This is a genomic window from Lunatimonas sp., assembly GCF_020832325.1.
Classification (GTDB): Bacteria; Bacteroidota; Bacteroidia; order Cytophagales; family Cyclobacteriaceae; genus Lunatimonas.
Map to the genome: position 1 here is coordinate 1 of NZ_JAFIEU010000033.1, position 20,104 is coordinate 20,104.

Here is a 20,104-nt window from a genome sequence, read left to right on the forward strand (position 1 = left end):
CATCGACCAGCCTACAATTCCACCTAGCCGCCGCTTCACCCGGAGGATGTCAGTCAACAGCCACTAGCAAAAAGCCCTGATAGATCATTGCATCAATCAGGGCTTTTTTGCAGGGGCTTTTCGCTAGTGGGCTAAATGTTAACCGCATCATCACTTACCCCGGGTTGGCACCCGGGGCTACTGATATTTGACCCCGCCGGGGTCATGCCTTCCCTTCGGTATTGAGGACGAATCCTCCACTGTTCAACAGTTCGACGATTCGACAATCTCTCCAATCCAACAATTTCCAAGATTCAACAACAACGCATCCTACACCCCCTACACCTACCGGGTCCTCTTACTCAACCATTAGCCGGATAAAGGCCAGTTCGTCGGCGATGTTTTCGAAGATCCAGATTTTGCCGTCTTTTAGGAAGTGCTTCTTTGGGGTAGCATTCAGTTGGGGAATCAGCGCTTCGGCGAGTAGGTTGAGGCTTTCGTCGAAAATACTGAGGTAAACGTCTGCACCTGTTGGCACGTACCTTCCGTATTCGTCTTTTTCATCCGAAAAGTGCTCGCTGGAGGCGAAGCGGTAAAAGCGATTCTGGTCCTCATCCCAAAAAAAGCTTTCAAAAACGATGTCTTCTTTGATTTTTCGGATGATATCTTCTATCTGACCGGAGGAGTTTTCGACCTCTTTCGGGGGAAGGTAACTTTTGCCTTTACCCAACAGGTCACTGTCCCAAGCCTTGGTAAAGGTGCTATCGGCCTCCAAGTCGTATACGAGCACTTCGTTGAGTGAATTGTTTGTGACGAGCAGTTGCTTTCCCGTGGTCAATGCCCGGACTGCGACGCCGTAGGCACCCGCAAAGTTGCCGTCATGCAGGATCTCCACCGAGAACCTTTGGAGCGGGTTCAGTTCCGGAAGCTCCGTTTTCGTAAAGGTTTGGGCGGTTAGGTCAAAATCCAGGATGAAATAACTTCTTTCTGCCCATTTTATAAACACTCCTATTAATCGGTTCTCGTTTTTTTGATCTTCAAATAGTCCGATCGGATAGCAGTCGGAACCAGACAGGAACTCAGCGGCAATTTTTTCGAGGCCCAAATCCTTTACCATCTGGGTGTTTTGGTCGAAAAGCTTGTAATACCGGTAGTTCCACACCAGCAGCTGCTCATTGGGCATGATGTTGAAGCCTCCGAAATAGATGGGGAGGGCATTTGGCCCATCTTTCTCAAACTGGATTTTCTTTTCCAACCTGAGATCGTTCAGGTTGATGCGTTCGGCCACTAGGTTTGCGCGGTCAAAGTTGATGAGGTAGCTTCCGTCAGGGGATAGGTCGGAGAGAAAGAGGTTGTCCCGAAGGAAAATGATCTCGTCCCCAGGATCTACCCAGACGGTATCGACGGTAAAGGTCAGTTGGGAGGATCCTGTGGTACTTCGATCGGAGTCTTTGCCGCAAGAAAACAATATAGAAATTGCTAACGCAAGAAAAAAAGAAATGCGCATGGTGTAGGTTTTGAGGATGTAGCATAAAAGTAATAAAATTTTTTGATTTGGCAAGTTGGTTGTACATTCTAAGCTTCACGTAGAAATTCGTCAATTTTAGAAAGGAGAAATAATGGAGGGATTATGATTGATGGTTTAACCAATTGGGATTTCGGCAGTAGGGTTGCAAACCCTATTTATCTGGGTTCTGCATTGCAAATGCCGAACAGCGGGTATATAATGCGGTTAAGCTAAAAATTTCTTCTATGCATTAAATCATTTCATCCCATGAATTGATTTCAGTTCCAAGATATCCAGCAAATCTTTAGGTCTGGCTGCTCTTCTTTTACTTTCAAGCAGGTCACGTAAGTTGAGTACATTCCATTTAAACACTCCATGTTCTCTTATTTCCACTTTTTCACTTTCAGCAAAGGCTTCATCAAAGCTTTTTCCAATCCAAAAATCCACATCTGCGGAGTGTCTTTGATAACCGTGAAAATTGACCGCACCGCCCCCTACCAAAAGCATCTTTACCCCTTCCTTTGATGCTTCAATTAAAAAGGCATCAATGTTCTCTTTCCAGATTTTTGTCATGGGTTTTGATTTCAATTACAAAGTTGTCAGTAGGGGCTTTATGGGTTGTTTTGACAGGAAATTTCTTCAGGCTTTCACAAAGATCTAAAAACCTATAAAAACGCTCTTTAGGTAGCAGCCGAAGAAATGCTTCCCGCTGCTCCCGATTACTTTCTTCTTTGGTCTGAAACTTGATTTCCATGTGGGAAGCTTTTTTTTATCATAAATATAAGGTTAAATTCTAAAATTTAGTTTACGGTTTAGGATTTAAGATCCTAAACGTTGGTTGCTAGATTTAACCTGGGAATCTTAGCACAGTTGTTTTTTAGCATGTTGAGGGATTATGATTGATGGTTTTACCAACGGGGTTTAGGCAGTAGGGTTGCAAACCCTGTTTATCTGGGTTCGGCATGGCAAATGCCGAACAGCAGGGTCAGTGGGGAATTAAAAATTCCTATCTATATGGAAATTTAATTTTAAGTCTTTAAATTACTTTCTAAACCCCTGATCATGACCAAATTTTGTTTTTTTATCATTTTTTTGATCGCCGCCTGCGGGAGTCCTGAAAAAGGAAACCTCGGGCAACAACGTCAACTGTATTTCACTTTGGACACCGTTTTGGTCGACCCGGGAGATGAAATCCTTTACCTCCGGGCGAATTTGGGGAACGCTGAATTGTCCGCAGACGAAAGGTTTCTATACAACTACAACCCCAAAGACCATGCGCTTGAAAAAATAGACCTGGATGAATTGAAATTGGTTAAAAAAATTGCTTTTGAAAAGGAGGGGCCTCAGGGTACTGGCCCTTTTTTTACACCTTTTTTTCTATTGGGGGGAGACAGTATCCTGGTAGCCGGCTCGTTGAAGCATGCAGCAATCTTTAATTTGGAAGGGGAGAAATTAACCGAAGTAAGCATTCAGCAGGTACTGGACCAGTCAGGTATTTTGGATGGAGGGAATCGTTTTCGCATTAAATCAATAATTACTGGTGATAGTAACCAATATTTAGGTTTTTTAACGGATTGGAGTGCAAAGTTCCTGCAATTGATGAAGGTGGATATGGATGAATCTAAACTCGCGGAATTTGACCTTCCAGCATTTGATAAGCTGGATGATTACCGTGTGACACAATTCAGTGGGGGTGAAATTATTGGTTTCCTAGGTTCCCAAGTATTACTTCAAACGGAAGGAGAAAGCATTGTAATCAGTAATAATGTATTCAATGAATTGTACGTATACCTTCCTGAGAAAGATAGTTTGCTGTTGAAAACCTATGAAAGTCGATTAACGCCCAACCAAAAAACGCCTTACTATCCCAAACAGGTAGAAAGTGATGAGGCCCTTTACCGCATCTATGCAACTTCATTAGCGGAGATTGAATTCGAGAGGCTTTTTTGGGATAAAATCAATGAACGCTATTACCGTTTTTCCTACCAGACAGATATGGAAATAGTTGAGGAAAATGGTCACTATTCCAGGTCCAGCAACAGCAGTACTATTTTTCTGACAGTGTTTGACAAAAACCTGGAGATGTTGGGGGAATCCAGGATACCTGAATTAAATAAGGTTCCAGGTACTTATTTTGTCAAGGACGGAGCCATCTGGATTTTTGAGAATATGGAAGATGAACTGGGCTTTTTGCGGCTTAGTATAGATTTATGATTTTAAGCGTTGGTTGAGAGATTTAATTTGGGAGTCTAATTAAATATAGTTTTCAAGAGGAGAGGGATTATGATTGATGGTTTAACCAATTGGGATTACGGCAGTAGGGTTGCAAACCCTATTTAACTGGGTTCGGCATGGCAAATACCGAACAGCGGGAATCTTTAATCCATAGTATCCGGGTCCTCTGATTTGATCTTTGGACTAAAAACAAATTCCTCAGTGGACATCAATCGGATTTTATTGTTTAAAAAATCCGGATGACGGGTATTAATAATGTAAACTTTTTCCATCGGTATAATGGATGACGGTACTCCCAAGACAGCTGTTTTTCCTTCTCTATACCAGTCATCCCCAATTTTTTGGCACGAAGGGTAGGATGCTTTTTTGTGCCAATTGTCGGGTAAAGACTCAACTGGGATTTCTTTGATTTGGACTTCATCATCAATTTGAATTACCATCACCTTAAAAAGACTGTTGAGCCCCTCACTGCTTCTGTGGACCACATTTTCAAGACAAGCCAGAGCCCTGTTGGATGACGTGTAAATCACAAAATTCCCAGATAGATTCCACCTATTGGATTTGCCGGAGGCGATAAGGTTATGCGCATATTTTTCCAAACAAATACGAAAAACCAGCATTCTATGAAAAATCACCGTAAGCAATCGTATCCAATTCTTCTATTACTAAATCTATACCTCCACTGGTTTGCAAAAATTCATAGGGTATAGCATGATCCAATCCGATAGCGGGCTTCTTTAGCCAATTATTGAAGGCCTCAACAGAACCAAAAACCTGTTCTCCTTTTTTTCGGAGCTCATTTAGCTTTAATACCTGTTCACTAACTATTGGGTTAAGGGATTTCTCGGCCTTTTGATAATTCTTCAAAGTCTTGGTGGACAAGTGAAGAATAAAAGAAAGATCTTCCTCCGGCATTAGCAGTGAGGCTGAAATTTCGAAGGCCGTTTCAGCGTCGACCCCCTTTTGGGCTTGGAGTACCAAGTTATAGTTACTGATAGGGTCTTTATTTAAGTCTATTTTTTGAATTACTTTGCTTTTCATAAGACTGACATTAGTAAGATTAGAAAGTTAAGGAAAAATTTCCTAAAAAAATAGAAAAATTTCCAAAAATATCTAGATACAAATTGAATTGGCAACCATCAGGGAAATTTCAGCCAAAGATTTAAGGTCTTTCGATTCTTATGAATTCTGTTTTTCAACCCTGGCTTCTGCGGCAGACAGTAACCCTCCATCCACATGCAGATAATTGATAGACATTTTCAATATCATGGGGACTTGTAGTTTCGAGGAAACCTGTAAAGCCGCCAATGGGTTGTTTTTTCCCGTGTTAAAGAAGGTTATCCGCTGAAAGAGGGGTGAGGAATTATTCTTTGCTGGAATTTTGCCAGGTTACTAAAAGGGAGAAATAATGGAACAGGAGACCAATCTTCATTCGAGTCTTTAATTCAGATTTATGATTTATGATTTTAAAATTAAGATCCGGGAAAATGATCACAATTATTTTTGGAGTGTTGAGAAATTCTGATTGATGACTTTAAAAACCGGTTTATTCGGCAGTAGGGCTGCAAACCCTATTTATCTGGGTTCGGCATTGCAAATACCGAACAGCAGGGGTCGAGGAAGTTTTGAAAATGAGGAAAGAGGTCTGTTAATTCGATAAGCTCGGAACACTCCCATTCACCAAAATGCCGTACTTTTAGTGAATGAATTCACCAAAAAGCTGCATATTTGGTGAATACATAACTTTTCTGATTGGGAGAAGCCTGAAAAGTCAGATAACGGAAAAGCTGTTTGAGGGTGAAACCATCCTTTTGAATTCAAATGGAATCCTAAAGCCAAGGTGAACATTCCATCTATTTTTGTAAACACCTATAACGCCGCCGTGGAGGTGGTTTCCAAGTAGAATTTCAGGGAATTTGTGGGGGCTGTTGATCAATAGCTATTTAGACGCTAATTTGATCTTTTTGGCATTTTCCTAGCCACTAGGTATGCACTATCGGAAAAGCACCATGGTTTTCGTTTTAATAAAATGTCAAGTAGGACATTTTTTCCTTTGAATAAATGTGCTTATCCGCATATTTTCCTTTGAAAAAGTGTAATGTACCTAGGATACGGATGGTTTGGAATGCCATTCCTGCCCAACTCAGCAAAGAGAATAAAAAATTAAGGGGAATCGATATACTTTGGTTAGGTATTGGGCCAGTGTTAAAAAGAGTTGTTATATTCGAGTATGAAAGCGGTAAAACTAAAAGCGTATCTAAATCAAATAGCCGACAGGCTGACTGAGGATTCGACCTTGGAAGACCTATATGAACAACTGTCTTTATTGGCTGATATTGATGAGTCTGAAGAACAGGTCGAGAAGGGAGAAATATTAACTCAAAAAGAGGTAGAAGAACGATCTAAAGAATGGCTCAAATAATCTGGACTAAAAAAGGCTTCCGGGCAATTTGAACGAGCCATAATTTGTTTTACGCCGACACTGTTCGTGGACAAATCCTTCTGACTACTGGGCTGCTAGAAAGCCAACCACAAATGGGTACAATCGAGCCTCTTTTAACCCATAAAAAGTTCGAATATAGATTCCTATTAGTTTGGAGTTACAAAATCATATACCGAACCACTAAGGATAAAGTCATAATTTCCCGGGTATTCCACACTTCAAGGAGCCCCAAAACGCTGAAAGGAATCTAAGTAAACATCATTCAAATCGAAAACTACGTGGTTATAGAACAAGTCGTAAAGCACAGCTAGAAAATTTTGACGCCAGTAGAAGCCGACTTGTATGATTTGATTGCGATGAAAGAATTCTATCCGTTACCCTCCAATGGAATACAGCGAAATTAATGCTTCATAGTATACACAATCAGCACGGGGTTTTCTGATTCCCGTGCTTCAGTCGCTATTTCCGCAAAATTTCTACCATTGGTGTTGATCCAGTTTTCATAATCGCTTTGGCTCATACGTTCTTTTTTCTCCAACAGTGTTTTATATAAATCCCTGCCCGGAACTTTTATACCTACTTTTCCCGGCTCGAAAGTATATATAATATAATGGGGATCGAATACTCCGTCTATATCGTCAACAATTCGGTCCTTTATTACGTGGGTTTGCTGATGTTCCCGATCAAAGAATACGTTTATTCCGGTTTTTTCATATACGAGCATGGTGTAAAGCTGCTTTTCGGAAATGAGGTATTGGCCTCGGAAATACAACTTAGCCCAATTATTGATAAAATCCAGTGCTTTCTCAGTACCCTCTAGACTCTTTACCTCCTCCAAATCTTGCGCATATTTCCCAAAGTCAAACACGAGCTTTGGAACAAAAACCCCTTCGTCGATCTGATAGATCGTATCCGAATAGGCCATTCCATAATAGAGGTTTTCATGACTTTTCTGAAAAAAATCCCTTCCAGAGAAATGTCCATACAGCTTCTCCGGATCGTAGGGGAAATAGTTTAGGGTATCCTTGAGTGATTTGTCGAAGCTTTTCACAAAGTATGCTCCTGGTTCTCGGGTAGGGGTATACAAGTAATAGCGTTGGTCACGTTCTGAGAAAACACCCGGACCAAGCTGTTCACGAAAAGAAACCTCACGTAGATATTCACCTTCCAAACTGAACCACATTATTTTACGGGGATGTATACCCAGCAAAACCAGCTCCCCGTCTACAAAGGCGGCAGCATCAAAGTCCAAGTATTGGCCGGGACCTTCCCCATAGGATTTGATCTTTGACAAATAGTTACCTGACCTGTCGAAAATGTGGATACAGGTACATCCAAAAATATCCAGCGTATAAATCCTATTTTGATAGAAATGTATTTGATGTAATCCCGCATAAAGATGCGCATCCTCCGTATCATCCTTCAGCCAGATATATTCAATTTCGGGCTTGAAGAATTCCGACAACTTCCCAGTTCGTAACTGGGAAAGGTCCACCGATATCATTTCCAAGCCAGTGTCGGATTTGGTTTCTTGCTTACAGCTCCCGAGAAGGATGAAAAAAAGAATTCCGACGACATACCCCCAATAGTTTAAAATACCCGACCTAGACCGCACTGCCAATGGGGTATATGGGTAGCCTGAAACCAAATCTAGCACTGGGTTATAATAAATATAAAAAGCAAGGTATATGCAAGATACTCAAATTGTTCGGTTTCCAAAACCGTCTGGTATGTCTATAAAGAAGCTCTAGTCTGAAATAGGGAATATTCCTCCAAACAACAACGTGGTTGCTACGAATATTCGGTGCCAAAGCTTATGCGATTTGTTTTTCTATTTCCGCAGTAAAGTGATTTCAGGGCTACGCCCCTCTCTTTTTACACGTCATTGACTTTCTACTAAGATATCAGGGCTAACGCCCCTCGAATACCAGCGTATTTTCATGTTATTCGATAAATAGAAGACTGCCCAACGCTTCGTGATTCTCCGACTCGTGTAGTATCCACTACACCTTTTTTTACCCTACCTACATTGCGTTGTCAATCCTTTCCAAAATGGACACTCAACAAGTCAGTAGCATCTTAAAAGCAATTGTAGAATTGATATGAACGAGTCTGTGATACAATAAAAATGAAAAGATTGCATAGAGCGATTCCCTTCGGGGCGCCCTATGCAATCCCTTTACATGATAGGTTTATTTCACGGCAGGCAAACTCCAGTCATTTTGGTAGAACCCGGTAGCCTTTATCGCATCAACCCCGTTTATCGGTAGATCCGCCGTAAAAATCACATAATCCGGGAAGCCGCTTCCACCTGCAAAATACTGGTTGGCATTGGCCGCATGAAGGCCGGCAAGCCCGGTCCCGCTTATGACGGCTACGCCCAAGCTTGGATTATCTGCTCGGGGTACCATAAAGTAGGCTCCTAGATCGGCACCATCCATCACGTCACTGCCAAGCTGTATCCGGTTGCGGGAGACTTGGATGGGACTCGCTGTCAGCAGGGTCCTCCAAGCTCGGTTGGTATCGGCATTACCATAGATGATTATTCCCCGGTCACCGTGTTTTACCAAGTCAAACTCCCTATCCGAAACGATATCTACGGCTCCATTCCCCCGGTAATACCACATCTCTGCATCAAAGCGCGCTTTGTTATAGGCCCACTCGTTTTCTGCCTTGTTGCCGGAAGTACCGTAGACATATACCATCCGATTATTAAAAGGCTCCTTAAAGGTACCGTTGCGCACAGTGCCTTTGTCTGAAAGATTGGGGACTTCGCTGATCTCCCATTTACCTTCTGAATTTTTCAGGTAGAGCATACCGGAACCGTCGTTTTTCCAAGTTATCTCGGGCTGGTTATCTAAGGAAAGGGTTATTTCTGCCCCCGTAGCAAAGGAGGAGGTCTCTAAACCGAGGTGTTGGATGTTTTCAGTGCTGCCGCTGATGGATCGCGATTTTACATTTCGGAGCAAGTTTACCCGTGAGTAATTCAAAGGTTCTGTCTGCTGGAGGATATGCACCCAGCGGCTTTGGGAAGAGACGGCCGTGTTTGCGGTTGAAAATTCTACCCGGTGAACCACGGTATCGTGCGGCGTCTCGTGCCATTCGAAATAGTCAAACAGCGGCTTCCAGTCCACGCTTTCATCCCCAAACCAATGGCTGCCACCCGGGTATTCGTAGTAGCTGAAATCGGGGTGAAACTCCCCAAGTATCTGCCTCATCTGTCTGGCATAATCGACGGATACGACCCGGTCGCTGTCACCGTGGTGGATGTAAACTCCTGCTGCGGTGTAGTTTTTCGCCAACTGGATTACATTGCTGGGATTACTGGCCCTCAGCAGTAGCTTTTCGGTAGGGTGGTCGGTTTCTTCGGGGATTTTGCCATCGGCAGATCCATAGCCCATAAGGGTGGGGTAGCCTGCACACGGGGCGATGGCGGCCCATTTGCCTGCAAAGGTAGCACCCAGGTACCAGGTGCCATGCCCGCCCATGGAGTGCCCGGTGAGGTAGATTTTTGAAGGATTTGGCCGGAATTTTTCTTCGGCAATTGCCAGCACCTCCATGGCGTCGATACGGCCCCAGTCTTCCCAGTTAAACCCTCTGGGACGTCGGTTGGTAGGGGCCACCAAGGTGCCCCAGGTCTTGGGTTTGTAGGCCCTTGCCTGTCCGATGCCTTCTACGCCTGCTCCATGCACCGAAAGAAACAGGGCGGAACCTGCTTTGCTGCCCCCTACTTGGGGGGCTACACCGTAGTACTGCACGCTGCCGTCAATTTCGCTGATAAAGGTTTGTTTGTAGTGTTCGGTAGCTTCTCTTCCGAACAAGGTGATTTGTTGGCTGTCGGCTTTTTTGTTGCCAAGGTGAAGGTTTAGGGTGGCATTATATTCTCCTTTGGCGGAGACGCTTGCCGCGTTGATGTCAAACCCCACTTTTCGGATGCTCATCGGGGGAATACTGGGAAGGCTAGACGTGGCTACAGTTCCGTTTAGGATCACCTCCATCTTTCCATCGGTGATGGTTTTTGAAGTGGCATTCACCACCACCACGGCTCCGATAAGCCGATCGTTGCCCGGCTGCCCCAACACGATGTCGGGAAGCGTGGCATCCGCTGTTTTTAACAGAACGGGACTGGCATCCAAAATTAGCTCCGCCGAAATGCCCGACCATAGTCCGGTAAAACGGGCCAAGATTTCGTTTTTGCCTTTTTCTAAGGGTACGGGAAGGTAAAGCCAGCCATCTCCGTAGATATCACCCCCTCTGGGGACTCCGTTGACGTAACACATGCTCGCGCCACTCATTCGCAGGAGCGCCGTTTGTTTTTTGGTTGATTCGTAGGTCAGGTAAAGGTAGCCTGCCCGAAGCCTGCCCCGAAAACGACCGCTATCATCGGTGCGGACGACTTGCCAAGTGTCTTCGGAATCTGAGGATACCTTTCCATTTTCTGTGGGGTTCTCAAAGGCTCCGTTGGCCAGTTGGAAGGCCACCTGATCCGTGAAGATCACTTCCCGCCCATAGCGGTGTTGATTCTGTATGGCCAGGCCTTCCGTGAAAACATGGGTACTTTGGGCCTGCGTTCTGAAAGTCTGCACTCCAAAAAAGACCGTAAAAATCAAAAAAAGGCACGTGAATCTGAATCCTTCGTTCATAAGTAGGTTGGTTTGATGTGTATTTGCTGCAATGTATTTATTTTGTTGCGTAACCGAAAGGCAAATGCCCTAGACGGTCCAAACTTATCCAAACTTCCTCAATGCAAGCTGACGAAGTACATGGTGCCTATTTTCTGAAAGCTACGTAGCGTGAGCGGCAGGCATCGAATCGATGGTTTTAGGCATCTGCTGAGTGTTTTGTCCTTTGCTGGTACGAATTGCGCCTGTAAATGGTCCTTTTGGGGCAAAATGCGTATTACGTTAGCCAATTAATTTCCGTTGACATGAGCGTATTCTCCCGATTGCTAGTAGTTTTTCTGATCCAACTTAGTTCCTTTTCTGTAGTTGCCGCCGTGGATTTGACGGATGCGGTCGTGATTGTTCCTCGACAAAGCAGTTCCCGGCTGACCTTTTTTGCTGAGGTACTACGGGAGGAGGTGCAAAAGCGTACGGGAAAAGGGTTGGGCCTTCAGGATCGGGCTGCTGCACCTGGTCGGTCCGCCATCGTTTTGGGTATACAGGGCCAGGGAGATCAACTACCCGCTTCCTACCGACCCCTGATCGATGCGACACCGGTTTTGGCTTCGGAAGGCTATAGCCTCCAGATAGATACGAAAAAGCGTATCGTGTACATCGTAGGAGCGGATGAGCGGGGAGTACTTTACGGTATCGGTTGGCTTTTACGAAAAATGAATTGGGGAGAGGGTGTATTGGACGTCCCCGAATCAGTTGCTTTGGCTTCTTCTCCTACCTATCCCATCCGCGGCCATCAGCTCGGCTACCGACCCAAAACCAATTCCTACGATGCCTTTTCGGTGACCATGTTTGAGCAATACATTCGGGAGTTGGCGTTGTTTGGAGCCAACAGCATTGAGATAGTGCCTCCTAGGACAGACGATGACTTCAGCAGCCGACACATGCAACTTCCTGCGATCGAGATGATCGGGCATCAATCCCGCATTGCCGATCAATTGGATATGGACGTTTGGATGTGGTATCCCAATATGGGTGAGGACTATGCCCATCCCGATTCCATAGAGGTGGAATTACGGGAACGGCACGAGGTGTTTTCCTCCGTGCCACGCCTCGATCACCTGTTCGTGCCGGGTGGAGACCCCGGAGAATTGGAGCCGGACGAACTCTTTTGGTGGCTGGAGGAGTCTGCCAAAGTACTGCGGGAATACCATCCAAATGCAAAGGTTTGGGTTTCTCCTCAGGTATTTCGTCCGACCCAGGCGTGGTTTGACCGATTCTTTTTTCATGTCAATCAGGAATACGAGTGGCTGGGAGGTGTGGTGTTTGGACCTTGGGTGAAAATTCCCCTCCCCGAGTTACGGCAGCGGGTAAAGGCCGGAATTCCCATCCGCCGGTACCCAGACATCACCCATAGTCTTAGTTCCCAATATCCCATACCCGAGTGGGACCTGGCACTGTCCATGACGCTTGGCAGGGAATGCATCAATCCCAGACCAGGGGATCAAAAATCCATTCACAATGCACTGGCAGCGTACGCTGACGGAAGCTTGAGCTATTCCGAGGGAACCAACGACGACGTAAATAAATTTGTATGGACCGATCAGGACTGGGACCCGGATAGACCGGTGATCGAGACCCTTCGGGATTATGCACGCTTCTTTTTTGGCCCGGAATGGGTGGAGGGGATTTCTCAGGGGCTGCTATTACAGGAAGAGAATATGCGTGGCCCCCTGCTGACCAATATGCAGGTACCGGTGAGCCTACAAGTATGGCAGGAGATGGAACAGCGGGCAGATGCAGCGATGAGGCAAAATTTCAGGTTCCAAATGGGATTGATCAGGGCCTATTACGATGCCTATGTGCAACGTAAGCTGGCCCTGCAAACGGCTGCGGAACACAAGGCCAGGGACTTTATGCGCCAGGCATTGGAGGAAGGTGAGCTGGCTGGGCTTTCGCAGGCGTTAGCTGTATTGGAGCAAAGTTTGACCGAGGAGCCGGCTGCCCCGTGGCGGGCCCGGTGTTTGGAACTCGCGGACGCTCTCTACGAGAGCATTGGTGCTCAACTGACCATCGATCCGCACGGAGCCGCATCGGGCAGAGGGAATTTCATCGACAACCTCGATGCGGTTCTAAACGATGCTCCCTGGTTGATGGATAATTTGCGGGCTATTCGGGATATGGGGGAAGGTGCCGATTGGCAAAGTGCCCTGCATGCTGTGGTAAATAGAACCAATCCGGGGCCGGGTGGTTTTTACGATAACTTTGGCCATCCGAAGAGCTGGAAGCGGGTCGTGTTTGACAAATCGTGGGAAGAAGATCCGGGCAGTCTTTACCGCCCTAGGATCAGCTTTGGTGTGGGCCTGATCGGCGTGGAGTGGGTGCATGAGGTGAAAGCCGTGGGTTTTGAAGGTACTGCTGCGCCCCAAGCCTGGATGATGCAGGTAAATACGCTGTATGATACACCACTTAAGATACGATACGATCAGCTCAACCCCGATTTGGATTATACGCTCCGTGTAGCTTACACCGGAAGGTTTCGGTCAAAAATGCGACTGGAAGTGGACGGGGGGCTGGAGGTCCATGATTTCATCCAAACGGGGCACCAGCCTATCTTTGAATTTGACCTACCGAAAAGCGCCTACCAGGATGGGGAGATTACCTTTAGCTGGACCTGTGGCGAAGGGGAACGCGGATCGCAGGTGGCGGAGCTTTGGTTGATGGTAAAGCCCTAAGCAGTCTGCAGTTAGCGATATTGGATGCGAACGGCATTTAGAATGGCCAATAAGGCGACGCCCACATCGGCAAATACCGCTTCCCACATACTTGCCATACCGGAGGCCCCCAGTATCAGTACGGTCAGCTTCACGCCAAAGGCCAAAAGGATGTTTTGCCAAACAACTTTTCGGGTGAACCTGCTGATTTGGATCGCCTTGGCGATCTTGGAGGGTTGATCGGTCTGTATGACCACATCCGCTGTTTCGATGGCTGCGTCACTTCCCAGACCACCCATGGCAATCCCAATGTCTGCAAGCGCCAGTACGGGTGCGTCGTTGATCCCATCCCCCACAAAAGCCACGATTCTACCGGGTTCGGATTGGATCGAAGTGAGCTTGTCTGCTTTTTGTTCCGGTAACAGTCCACCAAATGCTTGGGGGATACCCAGCTCTTTTGCTACCGAATCGGTGACTTCCTGCCGATCTCCGGACAATATAAAAAACTCCTGAACGCCCCACCTTTTCATATCGGTAATGGCTGTTTTTGCATCCGCTTTCAGTGTGTCTGCAATCAAAAAATACCCTTGGTGTATGCCGTTGATTGCTACGTGGATGGTAGAGGTCCCAGGATCTACCGTATCATTTACTCCCCCTACGTGGTGCTGCTGCATCCACGGGTGATTACCTACCAGTACCGTTTGATGGCCTACTTTTCCACTGATGCCCATGCCGGCTAGCTCCAGTTGCTCGGTGACTTCAGGTAGGTTTTCCATCGGACCGGATGATACATGGGCTACGATCGACCTAGCGACCGGGTGCAGGGAACTTTGCTCCAGTGTTGCAGCCATCGATTTCCAGCTTTCGTCGTCAGATCCTCCGGTAGTAACCGTTTTCACCACCTCAAAGATACCCTTGGTCAGGGTACCCGTTTTATCCATCACCACGGTATTGACCTTTGCCATTAAATCGAGGAAATTAGAGCCTTTGAACAAGATACCGTTTTTGGAAGCCGCTCCTATTCCGCCAAAGTAGCCTAAGGGGATGGAGATTACCAAGGCACAGGGGCAGGATATGACCAGAAATACCAAAGCGCGGTATAGCCAGGTAGAAAAGTCATACTCTGGTACGAAAAACCAAGGAACCACCACTAGGGCCAATGCCAAATAGGTCACCATGGGGGTGTATACCTTGGCGAATTTTCGGATAAACTGTTCGGTCTTGGCCTTGCGCGCCGATGCTCCCTGCACCAGTTTCAGAATACGGGCGATGGCGCTTTCCTGAAAGGGTTTGGTGACACGTATATCCACCACCCGATCCAGGATCACCATGCCTGCCAATACTTCCTCTTCCGGTCTTATCGCTCGCGGAAGGCTTTCACCTGTCAGGGCAGCGGTGTTAAACAGTCCCCCTTCGCCTTGAAGGAGACCATCCAGGGCAACTCGTTCTCCGGCTTTGTACCGGACTACCTCACCGGGGTTGACCTGTTCGGGAGCTACAGCATGGAGTTTTCCTTCCCTCCAAACGGCTACTTGGTCGGGCCGCATGTCCAATAATGCTTGGATATTGCCTTTGGCTTTCTTCACAGCAGCTTCCTGAAAAAGCTCTCCCACTGCGTAAAAAAGCATCACGGCTACGGCTTCCGGATACTCGCCTATGGCAAAAGCACCTAATGTAGCTATGCCCATCAGGAAAAACTCGGTAAAGACTTCTCCTTTCCAAATCAAATCCCAAGCTCTGCTTAACACGGGGAATGCGACGGGCAGATAGGCCAGAACATACCAGATCAGGCGAATCCATCCGTAAAAAAAATATTCCCCAGCCGCAATTTCCAAAGGGATAGCTCCCAATAGCAAGACCAGACTGAAAAGTGGCCGCTTCCAATCTTCCCATTTCAGGTAAACGGGTTTCCCAGGTTTCTGCATAGGCTTTTCGGGCTCACAGCAGGAGATACGATTTGTTGGGCTGATGGACTCGTTCATGGCTTGTTGTCCTCTTACAGTTGAGTAGTATCGGTAAAGTTACGTAAAGAAGCCATGCACGGGTATTGCATTTGATAAAGAGTACTGCTTGGTGCATGCTTTGGAAATTGGAGCCCGACGAAATTTTTTTCAGTTTCGAGTGCCACCGATTCTTGAGTTTCCCGTTCATAGAGGTTGAACGCTTATACAATTGTCTTCAGAGCGATGTTTGATACCGCCAATCAGTATGATGGATAAAGTTCTTCCCCACCTGTATGTTACCTTTCAAAAGGGACTGACCGCATTGCTAGTTGTTCTTTCCTGTTGGAGCAATCTGATGGCCCAACTTGACACCACCCGATTTACTAATCACGGGCCACAGTTGTTTGCCTCGATGATTCAGGGGAGTGTGTTCGCCGAGGCATCGGATAAGAGGCTGTTGGTCTATACTGTCGTAAGGGGTGAGCCTGCCCACCTGTTGGGCTACGATGTGCAGACAGGGCAGCTGGTGTTGGATCAGCCACTTCCGGAAGCAGACGGAGCTTGGGATTTGGCACAGGCTACTGACGGTACCCTGTATGCTCCAGGGGCAAATGGAAGCCTCTTTGCGCATGTTCCCGGTTCACATGAGGTTACAGATCTGGGCATCGCCTTGGAGGGGGAGACCTACCTGTGGAATCTCACTGCCGGTAAGAATGGAGAGGTATTTGGGGCTACGTATCCAGGCTGTAGGGTGTTTAGATACCACCCTGATGACGGTTTCTCCGATGTGGCAAGGGGCCCGTTAGTGGAAAATGAGAACTACGTCCGCAGCCTGGCTTTTTACCCCAAAACGGGAATGGTGTACGCAGGTGTAGGCTCAAAGGCCCATTTGTTTGAGATAGACCCCCAAACGGGGCAGAAACGGACACTTTTGCCGGAGAAGTATGCTGGATTTGAGTTTGTCTATGGACTTGAGATCGTTCCTGGTTCGGATGGCAATGACCGGCTTTTTGTTCTATTAAACAACGGTAGTATCACCTTGGTATACAATTTAAAAACTGGCCTTTTTGAACAGGAAATAGCAGATATCGATATGTGGGCTCTTGCTGGATCACCAGAAGGGGAATCGGTATTTCTTACGGAAAATGGGAACCTGAAGCGCTTTGATCCCAATGGAAGTTTTGAACACGCGGAAGTGGTGGCGGAGGACATTGGAACGGCAAAAGCTTTTTACTATAGTGCAGATGGCCTGATTTACCTGCTGACTTCGGACGCAGACCTGATTACCTACGACCCCATAGAGAAGGTCTTGGACAGGCAAAAGCTGGAGGTTCCAAGGCAGCCCATACCTATCCATTCCCTGCAATTGGGGCCTGACGGAAAGATCTGGTCAGGAGGATACCTGGCAGGAGGTAATGCAGCGTTTGATCCAGCAACCCGAAAGTCAACCTTTTTGCCGGGAATGGAACAAACGGAGGGCATGTCTGTGCTGGATGATTGGATCTTTTTTGGGATCTATCCCAAGGGACGATTTTATAAATACCACACCAAGGATCCTTGGAACCTGGTGGAAGGAACCCCGACCTTTATTGGACAAATTGAAAATCAGAGCAGGGCGTTCGCCCATGCAGTGCTACCCGATAGGAAACAGGTCGTGTTTGGCACCATACCGGAATATGGGAAGCTGGGTGGTTCGCTGGTTCGTTTTGATCTGAGGACAGAAACGATGCATTTGTTTGATTCACCTGTGGAAAAACAGGCGATTTCCGGACTGGTTTATACCGGAGACTATGTGCTCGTGGGTACTACCATTTCGGGAGGTCTGGGGATAGCTCCCCAAACTCCTGAGGCCAAGTTGCTTGGTTGGGATCCCGAATCCGGTGAAAAGCTTTTTGAACTAACACCCGTGCCTGGAGCAGCAGCATTGACGGGATTTCTAGGCATGCCGGACGGAACGATCTGGGGAATGGGAGATGGGCATTTGTTTATCTTTGATCCGAAAGCCCGAGAGGTCGTATCGGTGCAACAGCTCTATGACTATCCTCCCTTTGGCAGCCATGTATGGCGAAGTGCATTCTTGGTGTTGCATAAGGACGGTAACGTGTATGGAACGGATGTGAGCGAGCTGTTTAAGGTAGATCCTGTTTCTATGACCTACACTAAGTTGGTAGACAATGCTGGCCTCTTAGTGCAAGACCGGGGTGGTACGTTGTTTTTTAGACGTAAAACGGACCTTTGGTCTCTTCGACTGGACTAATTCAACAGGAGGTTTCGCTTAGCTACGTTCATCGGGATAAACTTCTCGCCCTTTGGGCAGTTATGGTATAACAAAAAAGAACTGCTCGATTGAACAGTTCTTCTCTATTTATGTGATCCCGCTGGGGCTCGAACCCAGGACCCTAACATTAAAAGTGTTATGCTCTACCAGCTGAGCTACGGAATCATTTACTATATTTGCCACGGGTTAGAGATCTTTTCATTTCTTTGCCCCCGTAATTGGACTGCAAATTTAATAGAACTGTTTTAAAATGCCAAATATACAACGAGGGATTATTGCAAAAATTGGTGTGTTTTTTCTGTGTCTGTTGTATGCCTTTGTAAGTCAAGCTTCTGAGGTTTCGCTTGGCAAAGCAGATTCGCTGTTTGCTGGAAGACAGTACAAGGAAGCTTTGGTGATTTACGAGCACCTGCTAAAGGAGGAGGGCAGTTACTCTCCGGCAATGCTCCTGAAAATGGCCTTTATCTCGGAAGGTATGGGGGATTTTGCCAAGTCAACCACGTATCTCTCCAAGTACTACGACTACAACCCAAACCCAAAAGTCATCACCAAGATCAAATCGCTGACCAGTCAAACGACGCTATACGGGTACGAAGTGTCCGATCAGGAAAAGTTCATGAAGTTCTTGTTGGATGTAAAGATGGAGCTCACAGCGTTTTTCACCTTTTTTGCGTTGTTGATGCTCATCTTTGCAATCGCATACCCCAAGAAGCGAAAAGTTTTTTATGCGCCTGCGATTGTTTGTCTAAGTTTGGGCCTTATTAGCAACAATTTCCTAAATGCACCTGAAACGGCCATCGTGACCGGTAGTCCTACGTTGATTATGGACAGTCCCACGGCTGCGGGTAATTTAGTTCGTAAAGTGGATGTGGGGCATCGGGTGAAAATTGCCTCTTCTGTGGATATTTGGTACGAAGTAAACTGGAACAATCGAAAAGCCTACATACGAAAGGACAACCTATCAAAAATTTAAGGGATCTAGGTATTTGAAATGCCCGTTCATTTGAATTTTACGTTTGGCATCTTCCATCTTAATCAAGATTGGTAGGGCTTTTTTTAAGTGCTGCACTAGGAATCGTAGACGAGCGGCCTCGCTGTTCATCAGCAGCAGCTTAAACTCTTCTTCTAAGCTAAGCCCAATCTTATGGGAAAAGGTGTACGCACTCAGTTCTTCCTTGCTTATGTCCACCTCTAAGCCAAGCATGCGCAGCATATCTCCCATCAGTTCGGTAAATTCATCGCGTAGGGATTGTTCGGCATCTCCTGTAGGGTCGTCGGCTAAAAATTCAACTTCTCCCCCTGCATATAGTTTATCCGCTAGAGGATTGTTGAAACTGAGAATCCGAAAAGGTTTTATGCCCAGCGTTTTGATGTCCATCCGTCCGTCTTCGTAGGTCTTTGAGATATCGAGTATGCCGACTTCCGTGCCGTACATCGTGAGTTTTTCCAGGTAAACACATACCCCAAAGGTGGTGCCATGCAAGAGACAGTCACCGATTAACTGTTTGTAACGGGGCTCAAAGATGTGGAGGTTTAGCTTTTCTCCGGGAAAAGCCACTAATTTTAACGGGAAAAAAGGCAGAATATTTGGCATGATAAGGGTCATTTCAGGGTAACGTAGCCTTTCAGCTAACCCTTAGTTTAATACCCAAAAATCATGGGGAAGGTTTGGTTTTCGGCTAGAAACATTTGTCTAGTTGACCTGCTCGTAGTCGTCTTCGTCAATCATCGTCATGATTTGGGAGGGAGACAAGTAGAGCCTTCTGATTTTTTCCTTATATTCCTCAGACAGCATGTCGTGGTTTAGTACATACTGTTTGTGAGTAATGATCTGATTGCCTAGCCCTGCTGCTACGGCATAGGTGTCTGCGTTGATTTCTGCTTGAGTTACAAATTTGGGTGAGCAAAAGTATTTGGCTCCGAAATGGAGCAGGTTGGTAGAACTTCTGTCCAGGTAATCCATGATATGGCCCAGTTCGTGGCCTATCCAGCCCAATAGTACATCTCTTGGGAGTTCCTCGATGGGTAAAAAACCATCTTCAAAAACGAGGTGTCGGCTCACTTTTACCCTATATGCGCGGGTATCCTTGTTGTTGAAAATCACGGAAAATACCTTCGGCTGTGCCTGCATGACCGAACCGTTGATATTGGGTTTAAACTGAAAATCAATTTTGACATCCATCAAGTCAGGGAAGAAGGAGAGTGCCTCCAAGGTGATGTCCCTGATTTCATCTGGGATTTCTTTATTTACAGCGAAGTCCTCAAAATTGGTAACGGGCTCTTTCTCTGTCCGCAAAAAGATATCAGCGGATGGGGGGGTGACCGTGGTCCAAAGAGAAGTGACTGATAGAAGGAGCGTTAGGAGTAATTTCATTGGCTTATTAGCGGT

16 protein-coding genes and 1 tRNA gene are annotated in these 20,104 nt (G+C 46.4%); 6 read left to right on the plus strand and 11 right to left on the minus strand.

What is annotated here, in order from left to right; genetic code table 11:
• Positions 1 to 337 precede the first annotated feature (337 nt).
• The 3 genes from JJU34_RS12395 to JJU34_RS12405 all read right to left on the minus strand — a co-directional run bounded on the left by JJU34_RS12395 (position 338) and on the right by JJU34_RS12405 (position 2,240).
• Positions 338 to 1,486, minus strand: coding sequence for a DUF4221 family protein (locus JJU34_RS12395; RefSeq protein ID WP_228692694.1), 1,149 nt, complete (start codon positions 1,484 to 1,486; stop codon positions 338 to 340).
• Between the two features lie 255 nt (positions 1,487 to 1,741).
• Positions 1,742 to 2,059: a hypothetical protein gene (locus tag JJU34_RS12400; protein WP_228692695.1), complete on the minus strand. Its 318-nt coding sequence runs from the start codon at positions 2,057 to 2,059 to the stop codon at positions 1,742 to 1,744.
• On the minus strand, positions 2,031 to 2,240 hold the full coding sequence (locus JJU34_RS12405; RefSeq protein ID WP_228692696.1) for a hypothetical protein: 210 nt from the start codon (positions 2,238 to 2,240) through the stop codon (positions 2,031 to 2,033). The genes JJU34_RS12400 and JJU34_RS12405 overlap by 29 nt, the downstream gene beginning before the upstream one ends.
• Positions 2,241 to 2,548: 308 nt before the next feature.
• Between JJU34_RS12405 and JJU34_RS12410 the strand changes: the two genes are divergently transcribed.
• Entirely contained in the window at positions 2,549 to 3,700 is a 1,152-nt protein-coding gene (locus tag JJU34_RS12410) for a DUF4221 family protein (protein WP_228692697.1), read from the plus strand.
• 164 nt (positions 3,701 to 3,864) lie between these two features.
• Here the strand turns inward: JJU34_RS12410 and JJU34_RS12415 are convergent, their stop codons facing one another.
• Both JJU34_RS12415 and JJU34_RS12420 read right to left on the minus strand, forming a co-directional pair.
• Positions 3,865 to 4,341, minus strand: coding sequence for an RES family NAD+ phosphorylase (locus JJU34_RS12415; RefSeq protein WP_228692729.1), 477 nt, complete (start codon positions 4,339 to 4,341; stop codon positions 3,865 to 3,867).
• A 1-nt stretch (position 4,342) separates the two neighbouring features.
• The gene (locus JJU34_RS12420) at positions 4,343 to 4,762 is read right to left on the minus strand and encodes an antitoxin Xre/MbcA/ParS toxin-binding domain-containing protein (RefSeq protein WP_228692698.1); all 420 of its coding nucleotides are present in this window, start codon (positions 4,760 to 4,762) and stop codon (positions 4,343 to 4,345) included.
• A 1,189-nt stretch (positions 4,763 to 5,951) separates the two neighbouring features.
• Between JJU34_RS12420 and JJU34_RS12425 the strand changes: the two genes are divergently transcribed.
• Both JJU34_RS12425 and JJU34_RS21835 read left to right on the plus strand, forming a co-directional pair.
• A complete protein-coding gene (locus JJU34_RS12425; RefSeq protein WP_228692699.1) occupies positions 5,952 to 6,143 on the plus strand; it encodes a hypothetical protein in 192 nt (63 codons plus the stop codon).
• 44 nt (positions 6,144 to 6,187) lie between these two features.
• On the plus strand, positions 6,188 to 6,415 hold the full coding sequence (locus JJU34_RS21835; protein WP_366512702.1) for a type II toxin-antitoxin system RelE/ParE family toxin: 228 nt from the start codon (positions 6,188 to 6,190) through the stop codon (positions 6,413 to 6,415).
• A gap of 149 nt (positions 6,416 to 6,564) precedes the next feature.
• Here the strand turns inward: JJU34_RS21835 and JJU34_RS12430 are convergent, their stop codons facing one another.
• The gene (locus tag JJU34_RS12430) at positions 6,565 to 7,668 is read right to left on the minus strand and encodes a 6-bladed beta-propeller (RefSeq protein ID WP_228692730.1); all 1,104 of its coding nucleotides are present in this window, start codon (positions 7,666 to 7,668) and stop codon (positions 6,565 to 6,567) included.
• Positions 7,669 to 8,356: 688 nt separating this feature from the next.
• The gene (locus JJU34_RS12435; RefSeq protein WP_228692700.1) at positions 8,357 to 10,807 is read right to left on the minus strand and encodes an alpha/beta hydrolase-fold protein; all 2,451 of its coding nucleotides are present in this window, start codon (positions 10,805 to 10,807) and stop codon (positions 8,357 to 8,359) included.
• 284 nt (positions 10,808 to 11,091) lie between these two features.
• Here JJU34_RS12435 and JJU34_RS12440 point away from each other — a divergent pair, with 284 nt between their 5' ends.
• Entirely contained in the window at positions 11,092 to 13,515 is a 2,424-nt protein-coding gene (locus tag JJU34_RS12440; protein ID WP_228692701.1) for an alpha-glucuronidase family glycosyl hydrolase, read from the plus strand.
• An 11-nt stretch (positions 13,516 to 13,526) separates the two neighbouring features.
• On the opposite strand, the gene JJU34_RS12445 is transcribed toward JJU34_RS12440, so the two are convergent.
• A complete protein-coding gene (locus JJU34_RS12445; RefSeq protein ID WP_228692702.1) occupies positions 13,527 to 15,476 on the minus strand; it encodes a heavy metal translocating P-type ATPase in 1,950 nt (649 codons plus the stop codon).
• Between the two features lie 226 nt (positions 15,477 to 15,702).
• Here JJU34_RS12445 and JJU34_RS12450 point away from each other — a divergent pair, with 226 nt between their 5' ends.
• Entirely contained in the window at positions 15,703 to 17,694 is a 1,992-nt protein-coding gene (locus JJU34_RS12450) for an SMP-30/gluconolactonase/LRE family protein (RefSeq protein WP_228692703.1), read from the plus strand.
• Positions 17,695 to 17,807: 113 nt separating this feature from the next.
• On the opposite strand, the gene JJU34_RS12455 is transcribed toward JJU34_RS12450, so the two are convergent.
• Positions 17,808 to 17,880 (minus strand) — tRNA-Lys (locus tag JJU34_RS12455).
• Between the two features lie 85 nt (positions 17,881 to 17,965).
• On the opposite strand from JJU34_RS12455, the gene JJU34_RS12460 reads away from it, so the two are divergent.
• Entirely contained in the window at positions 17,966 to 18,688 is a 723-nt protein-coding gene (locus tag JJU34_RS12460; RefSeq protein ID WP_228692704.1) for an SH3 domain-containing protein, read from the plus strand.
• Here the strand turns inward: JJU34_RS12460 and JJU34_RS12465 are convergent.
• Together JJU34_RS12465 and JJU34_RS12470 are read right to left on the minus strand one after the other, a co-directional pair.
• Entirely contained in the window at positions 18,677 to 19,309 is a 633-nt protein-coding gene (locus JJU34_RS12465; RefSeq protein ID WP_228692705.1) for an LON peptidase substrate-binding domain-containing protein, read from the minus strand. The two genes, JJU34_RS12460 and JJU34_RS12465, sit on opposite strands and share 12 nt — an antisense overlap.
• Positions 19,310 to 19,408: 99 nt before the next feature.
• Complete coding sequence (locus JJU34_RS12470) at positions 19,409 to 20,089, minus strand: hypothetical protein (RefSeq protein WP_228692706.1); 681 nt, start codon at positions 20,087 to 20,089, stop codon at positions 19,409 to 19,411.
• Positions 20,090 to 20,104 lie beyond the last annotated feature (15 nt).

Bases quoted from the DNA above. Each gene is read 5' to 3' on its own strand.
- JJU34_RS12395 (WP_228692694.1), bottom strand. From the start codon at position 1,486: ATGCGCATTTCTTTTTTTCTTGCGTTAGCAATTTCTATATTGTTTTCT.
- JJU34_RS12420 (WP_228692698.1), bottom strand. From the start codon at position 4,762: ATGAAAAGCAAAGTAATTCAAAAAATAGACTTAAATAAAGACCCTATC.
- JJU34_RS12410 (WP_228692697.1), top strand. From the start codon at position 2,549: ATGACCAAATTTTGTTTTTTTATCATTTTTTTGATCGCCGCCTGCGGG.
- JJU34_RS12460 (WP_228692704.1), top strand. From the start codon at position 17,966: ATGCCAAATATACAACGAGGGATTATTGCAAAAATTGGTGTGTTTTTT.
- JJU34_RS12425 (WP_228692699.1), top strand. From the start codon at position 5,952: ATGAAAGCGGTAAAACTAAAAGCGTATCTAAATCAAATAGCCGACAGG.
- JJU34_RS12450 (WP_228692703.1), top strand. From the start codon at position 15,703: ATGATGGATAAAGTTCTTCCCCACCTGTATGTTACCTTTCAAAAGGGA.
- JJU34_RS12400 (WP_228692695.1), bottom strand. From the start codon at position 2,059: ATGACAAAAATCTGGAAAGAGAACATTGATGCCTTTTTAATTGAAGCA.
- JJU34_RS12435 (WP_228692700.1), bottom strand. From the start codon at position 10,807: ATGAACGAAGGATTCAGATTCACGTGCCTTTTTTTGATTTTTACGGTC.
- JJU34_RS12440 (WP_228692701.1), top strand. From the start codon at position 11,092: ATGAGCGTATTCTCCCGATTGCTAGTAGTTTTTCTGATCCAACTTAGT.
- JJU34_RS12445 (WP_228692702.1), bottom strand. From the start codon at position 15,476: ATGAACGAGTCCATCAGCCCAACAAATCGTATCTCCTGCTGTGAGCCC.
- JJU34_RS12405 (WP_228692696.1), bottom strand. From the start codon at position 2,240: ATGGAAATCAAGTTTCAGACCAAAGAAGAAAGTAATCGGGAGCAGCGG.
- JJU34_RS12430 (WP_228692730.1), bottom strand. From the start codon at position 7,668: ATGATATCGGTGGACCTTTCCCAGTTACGAACTGGGAAGTTGTCGGAA.
- JJU34_RS12470 (WP_228692706.1), bottom strand. From the start codon at position 20,089: ATGAAATTACTCCTAACGCTCCTTCTATCAGTCACTTCTCTTTGGACC.
- JJU34_RS12465 (WP_228692705.1), bottom strand. From the start codon at position 19,309: ATGCCAAATATTCTGCCTTTTTTCCCGTTAAAATTAGTGGCTTTTCCC.
- JJU34_RS12415 (WP_228692729.1), bottom strand. From the start codon at position 4,341: ATGCTGGTTTTTCGTATTTGTTTGGAAAAATATGCGCATAACCTTATC.